We start from the raw sequence: 5,811 nt of genomic DNA, 5'->3' as shown, positions 1-5,811 counted from the left end.
TTCATCTGGACGCCGCCGCATTTCTGGGCGCTGGCCTTGTATCGTCGCGATGAATATGCAAAATCCGGCCTGCCTATGCTGCCGATTACGCATGGCACTGCCTTCACGCAATTCCATATCTGGCTGTACACGATCGCGCTGGTGGCCACCACGGTGCTGCCGTTTGCAGTTGGCATGAGCGGCGTGATTTATCTGGGCGCGGTTGCCATCCTCGACATCATTTTTCTCTGGTATGCATGGCAGGTTTATCGCCATTACACCGACATGATTGCGCGCAAGATGTTTACATATTCGATCATCTACCTGTCTTTGCTGTTTGCTGCCTTGCTGGTCGATCACTATTTGAGGTTTTGATAAATATGCGTCTGCGTTCCTTCCTGTTGATGTGTGTCTCAGTCATCGCGCTGAGTGCCTGTGGCGAAAAGGCAGTGCCTGCCTTCAAGAATACCGACCTCACCGGTCTTGCCTATGGGCGAGACTTTGCATTGCATGACCAAAATGGCAAGCTGCGCACGCTGGCGGACTTCAAGGGCAAGGCTGTAGTCATGTTTTTCGGTTTCACGCAATGCCCTGACGTTTGTCCGACGACGATGGTGGAAATGGCCAATGTGATGAAGTCACTCGGGCCCGATGCCGACAGGGTGCAGGTACTGTTTGTGACGGTTGATCCTGAGCGCGATACGGCCGAGCTGCTGAAACAATATGTTCCTGCATTCGATCCCCGCTTCCTCGGTTTGCGCGGCGACCTGCTTGAGACGGATAAAACCGCAAAAGAATTCAAGGTCTTTTATCAAAAAGTGCCGGGCAAGAAAGCCGGCAGTTACACGATGGATCACACGGCGGGCAGCTATGTGTTCGACCCGCAAGGCCGGATACGCCTGTTCGTGCGGCACGGGCAGGGTACAGAACCCATCGTGCATGATCTGAAGATACTGCTTTCGGACCGGTCATAAAAAAAGGCGCTCAATAGAGCGCCTTTTTTGTTTGCGGTGGCTACTCAAGCATAAGCCGCCAGCGTACCCTTCATCTTCTTCAGTGCGACTGCTTCGATCTGGCGTATGCGCTCAGCCGATACGCCAAACTCGTCAGCCAGTTCATGCAGTGTGGCGCCGGAACCGTCGTCATTCGCCAACCAGCGCGCTTCGACGATGCGACGCGAGCGTGGATCCAGTTTGCCCAGTGCATTCGACAAGCCTTCGGTTTGCAGACGATCATGGCGCTGTGACTCCAGTACCTTGGTCGGTTCCTGCAAGTCCGAGGACAGATAGGCGATAGGCGCAAATTTGTCATCTTCATCATCGGTAGGAGCTTCCAGCGCGATATCCCGGCCGGACAGGCGCGTTTCCATCTCGATGACTTCTTCGCGCTTGACGTTCAGGGTTTTCGCCAGTGCATCGACTTCATCCGGCGTCATCGCATCCAGGCCGGTTTTATGGCTGCGCAGATTGAAGAACAACTTGCGTTGTGCTTTCGTCGTCGCCACTTTCACCAGACGCCAGTTTTTCAGGATGTATTCATGCATTTCAGCCTTGATCCAATGCATCGAATACGAGACCAGACGCACGCCTTGATCAGGATCGAAACGTTTGACCGCTTTCATCAAGCCGATATTGCCTTCCTGAATCAAATCCGCATGGGGCAAGCCATAACCGAGATAGCCGCGCGCAATCGATACGACCAAGCGCAAATGCGATAGCACCAGCTTTTGTGCGGCGCCCAAATCGTTATCGTCGCGCAGGCGGCGTGCCAGCGACATTTCTTCTTCATGCGTCAGCATGGGCATGCGATTGACTGCCGAGATGTAAGCGTCAATATTGCCCAGCGCGCCAGAAAACCCCAGTGCCATGATGTTGCTGGCTGGAACCATTGCGCTTGATGCAGTTGCTGCTTTCATGCTTTCTCCTTGCTCGCTTTCATTCAGAATAGACCCGCTTTCATACGGCGAAATCATTTATAACGCTTATATTAGCACTCTCCAGGAATGAGTGCTAATGAGCGTTTTATATCGCTTTGATAGCCAATATTTCATTATAACTTTGCTCACATACAAGCCTGGTTCAAGGGATTAGAGCGTCATTCCGGCCTGAAGTTGCGCAAGACCGAGGGTTTTTGAGTGGATTTGCAGATATTTTGATTAGTAAGCATCAGCTCGCTGATTGCTGATTCTTCCCTGCGGTCGCTGTCCCGCCTGCGTATTGCTGCCAGTGCGTGCCTGCAAACGAGGATATAAGACCGGCTGGGCTGGCTTTATGCCAGGCGCGCCAGATGCCGCTGCACCGACAGCAACGCGCCGACCAGGCCGAGGAAGGCGCTCGCCGCCAACAAGATCAGCGTTGCAACAGCATTCAGCGGCACCAGCCGGAATTCGGATGCATAGAGGCGAGCGAAATCCGCGATCGCCGCATTCAAGGGGTTCAGCGCGATGGCGACGGCGATCAATGCTACTGCGCCGGCAATCAAGCCGAGCAAGGCGCCGGTGTAATAAAAAGGCCGGCAAATGAAGGCGTCAGTGGCGCCTACCAGGCGCGAGACTTCGATCTCTTCGCGCTGCGTCATGACTTGCAACCGTATTGTGTTGAACACCACTGCAACCACCACCACACCCAGCGTCGCGGCGAGAAACAGCAGTATCAGGCGCATGACCTGCAACAGGGCGGCCAGGCGTTCCACCCAGGCAGAATCGACCTGCACATATTCGACGCCGTTGAGCGCACTCAATTTGTCGGTCATCGCCTTGATTTTTCTGGCGCTGCCATCGTTCTGGAAGCCCGTTATCTTGACCACATAGGCATCCGGCAATGGATTGGCGCCCAGTGTGGCGATGGCATCTTCCAGCCCGGTTTTGTCCTTCAGCGTGCTCAGCGCTTTTTCGCGCGGGATGAATTCCAGCCTGACCGGATGCCTGGCTTCCTGCGCGATGCGCTTGATTTCAGGGGCGAGGGCGAGGGCGCGCTCGCGCGAGGCATCCATCTGCATGAAGATGCTGATTTCCGGCTCCACGGCCAGTTGTTCTGACACCGGGCGCACGTTTTCCAGCAGGGTCAGGCCGGCGAAAGGCAGAGCCAGTGCTATCGACACCACCAGCACATTCAGCAGGAAATTGCCGGGTGTCCTGAGCAGGTGGCGGAATGCATCGCCGAACGCGAAGCGATGTTGTCTGAGCCAGCTATTCATGCGCTCACCTGCGGGGTGGTTCGGTGCCAGCTTTCGATGATCTTGCCATGATCGAGATAAACCACGCGGGTGGCCGTATCGAGGAATTGTTCGTCGTGAGTGGAAATGATGCAGGTCACGCCGACTGCATGGAAGGCCTTGAGTGCATCGAGCACCTTGTTGGCGCTGTCACGGTCCAGGTTCGCGGTAGGCTCATCGGCCAGGATGATTTGCGGGCGGTTGACGATCGCACGTGCAATCGCCACGCGTTGCTGTTCGCCGCCGGACAGGGTCATGGGTGCGGAGGAGGCCCTGTCGAGCAGGCCTACCTTGTCCAGCGCGGCGCGGGCGCGGCGTTCGGCGTCGGGACGGGCGGCTCCGCATACGATCAGCGGCAGCATCACGTTGGCCAGCACATTGCGATCCGACAGCAAGCGCTGCTGCTGGAAAATCAAGCCGAGATTGCGCCGCAGATAGGGCAGGCCCGAAGTCTTGATGCGGCCGATATCGTGGCCATTGACGATGACCGTGCCTGTGCTTGGCCTTTCCATTGCCGCTATCAATTTCAGCAGCGTGGATTTGCCGGCGCCGGAAGGGCCGGCGAGAAACACCAGCTCGCCCTTGTCTATCGACAGGGTGATGTCGGACAGCGCAGTGACGTTCTGCGCGTATTTTTTCGAAACCTGGCGGAATTCAATCATCTATATCGATTAACCCAATAGTGCTTCTACAAATTCCTGCGCATTGAAAGGCTGCAAATCCTCGATCTGCTCGCCTACGCCTATGAAGTAGACCGGGATAGGGCGCGCACGTGCGATTGCTGCCAGTACGCCACCTTTGGCCGTGCCGTCCAGCTTGGTCACAACCAAGCCGGTCAGGTCCAGCGCATCATCGAAGGCCTTGACCTGCATCAGCGCATTCTGTCCTGTGTTGCCGTCTATGACCAATAAAATTTCATGCGGCGCCGACGGCATGGCCTTGGCCATCACGCGTTTGACCTTCTTCAATTCTTCCATCAGATGCAATTGCGTAGGCAAGCGTCCGGCGGTATCGACCATCACGACATTGGTGCCGCGCGCCTGTGCAGAATGCACGGCGTCGAATGCAACGGCGGCGGGGTCGCCCGATTCCTGTGCGATGACGGTGACATTATTGCGCTCGCCCCACACTGTCAATTGCTCGCGCGCTGCGGCGCGGAAGGTGTCGCCCGCTGCCAGCAATACCGATTGATCGTGCGCCTGCAAATGCTTGGCGAGCTTGCCTATCGTGGTGGTTTTGCCGGCGCCATTGACGCCTGCGATCATCATGACCAGTGGCTGATGCTGGCCCAGGATCAACGGTTTTTGCAGCGGCGTCAGCATCTCGAGCAGCAAGCTGCGCAAGGCGGTTTTGACTTGTGCTGCCTCGGTCAGTTTTTCATTCTTGACTTTGCGCTTCAATTCATCGAGCAGGAATTGCGTGGCGTCCACGCCTGCATCGGCCATCAGCAATGCCGATTCCAGCTCTTCATATAGTTCATCGTCGATTTTTGCGCCGACGAACAGGGTAGTCAGACTGGAGGATGTTTTGGAAAGCCCGGCCTTCAGCCGCGCCACCCACGACTGCTTTTGTTCGACAGGCGTGACGGCAGCAACGATGTCAGCCGGCGCAACCGGGGCGGCTGCGTCGGGCAGTGTGATCTGTTCAACAGCGGGTGTTGCAGGCGCTGGTGCCAAAGCTGCGGGTTCTTGCGGTTTTTTCTTGAAGAAACTAAACATCTCGAATGGAGTCAGAACAGCGGTCAGAGGCGCTTGCCGGTGTATTGCAGGCAAGCGGATACAATCACCGTATTCTATCAGAGCGAAGGTCATGAAATTGAGTATCCGAACCATGCTGGTGGCAGTAACGATCATTTTGGCGCCGGTATATGCCTGCGCTGCGCAAGCTGAAGAATTCACGTTGAAAAACGGCATGAAAATCATCGTCAACGAAGATCATCGCGCACCGACGGTGGCGCACATGATCTGGTATCGCGTCGGCGCGGTCGATGAGCGCAATGGCGTGACCGGCGCAGCACATGTGCTGGAACACATGATGTTCAAGGGGACAAAAAAATTGAAGCCTGGTGAGTTCAGCAGGCGCGTGGCGCAACTCGGCGGCCGTGAAAATGCCTTCACCAGCAAGGATTACACCGCCTACTTCCAGCAAATCGAGAAATCAAAACTGGAAGCGGTGATGGCGCTGGAAGCCGACCGCATGGCCAATCTGCAGTTCAGCAAGGCTGAATTCGCGAAGGAAATCCGCGTCGTCATGGAAGAGCGCCGCCTGCGCACCGACGACCAGCCGATTGCGCTGGTGCAGGAAGCACTGACGGCCGCGACCTATGCTGCACACCCTTACCGTAATCCGGTCATAGGCTGGATGGATGATTTGCAGCACATGAACGTATTGGATGTGAAGGCATGGCATGACAGTTGGTATGTGCCTAACAATGCAACGATGGTGGTGTCCGGCGATGTCGATGCGCAGACAGTACGTGCACTGGCTGAAAAATATTTCGGTCGCTATCCGGCACGGACATTGACGCGCACGCGGCCGCAAAACGAGCCGCCACAGACCGGCATCAAGCGCGTCACCGTCAAGGCACCGGCAGAAAATCCCTATGTCGTGCTTGCCTTC

General features: G+C 56.2%; 7 protein-coding genes. 3 read left to right on the top strand and 4 right to left on the bottom strand.

The window, feature by feature from the left end:
- Positions 1 to 354: UbiA family prenyltransferase (locus tag Q7T06_RS08865; RefSeq protein ID WP_304783642.1), on the top strand; the 354-nt coding region annotated here is incomplete at its 5' end.
- A gap of 5 nt (positions 355 to 359) precedes the next feature.
- Positions 360 to 953, top strand: a complete 594-nt coding sequence (locus tag Q7T06_RS08860; protein ID WP_304783639.1) for an SCO family protein — start codon at positions 360 to 362, stop codon at positions 951 to 953.
- 44 nt (positions 954 to 997) lie between these two features.
- Here Q7T06_RS08860 and rpoH read toward each other — a convergent pair whose 3' ends face one another.
- The 4 genes from rpoH to ftsY form a co-directional block, all read right to left on the bottom strand.
- Positions 998 to 1,894, bottom strand: coding sequence for an RNA polymerase sigma factor RpoH (rpoH, locus tag Q7T06_RS08855; RefSeq protein ID WP_304783636.1), 897 nt, complete (start codon positions 1,892 to 1,894; stop codon positions 998 to 1,000).
- A gap of 353 nt (positions 1,895 to 2,247) precedes the next feature.
- On the bottom strand, positions 2,248 to 3,174 hold the full coding sequence (ftsX, locus tag Q7T06_RS08850; protein WP_304783634.1) for a permease-like cell division protein FtsX: 927 nt from the start codon (positions 3,172 to 3,174) through the stop codon (positions 2,248 to 2,250).
- Entirely contained in the window at positions 3,171 to 3,854 is a 684-nt protein-coding gene (locus Q7T06_RS08845; RefSeq protein WP_304783631.1) for a cell division ATP-binding protein FtsE, read from the bottom strand. Before Q7T06_RS08845 ends, ftsX begins: the two co-directional genes overlap by 4 nt.
- 9 nt (positions 3,855 to 3,863) lie before the next feature.
- Positions 3,864 to 4,910 carry a signal recognition particle-docking protein FtsY gene (gene ftsY, locus Q7T06_RS08840; RefSeq protein ID WP_304783627.1) on the bottom strand — a complete coding sequence of 349 codons (1,047 nt, stop codon included), beginning with the start codon at positions 4,908 to 4,910 and terminating at the stop codon, positions 3,864 to 3,866.
- A 91-nt stretch (positions 4,911 to 5,001) separates the two neighbouring features.
- Here ftsY and Q7T06_RS08835 point away from each other — a divergent pair.
- Positions 5,002 to 5,811 (top strand): M16 family metallopeptidase (locus tag Q7T06_RS08835; RefSeq protein WP_370652354.1); only part of this gene is annotated, 810 nt, incomplete at its 3' end.

This window comes from Herminiimonas sp. (assembly GCF_030645555.1).
In the GTDB taxonomy this organism is placed as follows: domain Bacteria; phylum Pseudomonadota; class Gammaproteobacteria; order Burkholderiales; family Burkholderiaceae_D; genus Oxalicibacterium.
Note: the sequence above shows the minus strand (reverse complement) of the source record. Positions and strands in the feature narration are given on the sequence as shown.

What these genes read in the sequence shown, in the direction of transcription:
- Q7T06_RS08845 (WP_304783631.1), bottom strand. Translation starts at nt 3,854, where the DNA reads ATGATTGAATTCCGCCAGGTTTCGAAAAAATACGCGCAGAACGTCACT.
- ftsX (WP_304783634.1), bottom strand. Translation starts at nt 3,174, where the DNA reads ATGAATAGCTGGCTCAGACAACATCGCTTCGCGTTCGGCGATGCATTC.
- rpoH (WP_304783636.1), bottom strand. Translation starts at nt 1,894, where the DNA reads ATGAAAGCAGCAACTGCATCAAGCGCAATGGTTCCAGCCAGCAACATC.
- ftsY (WP_304783627.1), bottom strand. Translation starts at nt 4,910, where the DNA reads ATGTTTAGTTTCTTCAAGAAAAAACCGCAAGAACCCGCAGCTTTGGCA.
- Q7T06_RS08860 (WP_304783639.1), top strand. Translation starts at nt 360, where the DNA reads ATGCGTCTGCGTTCCTTCCTGTTGATGTGTGTCTCAGTCATCGCGCTG.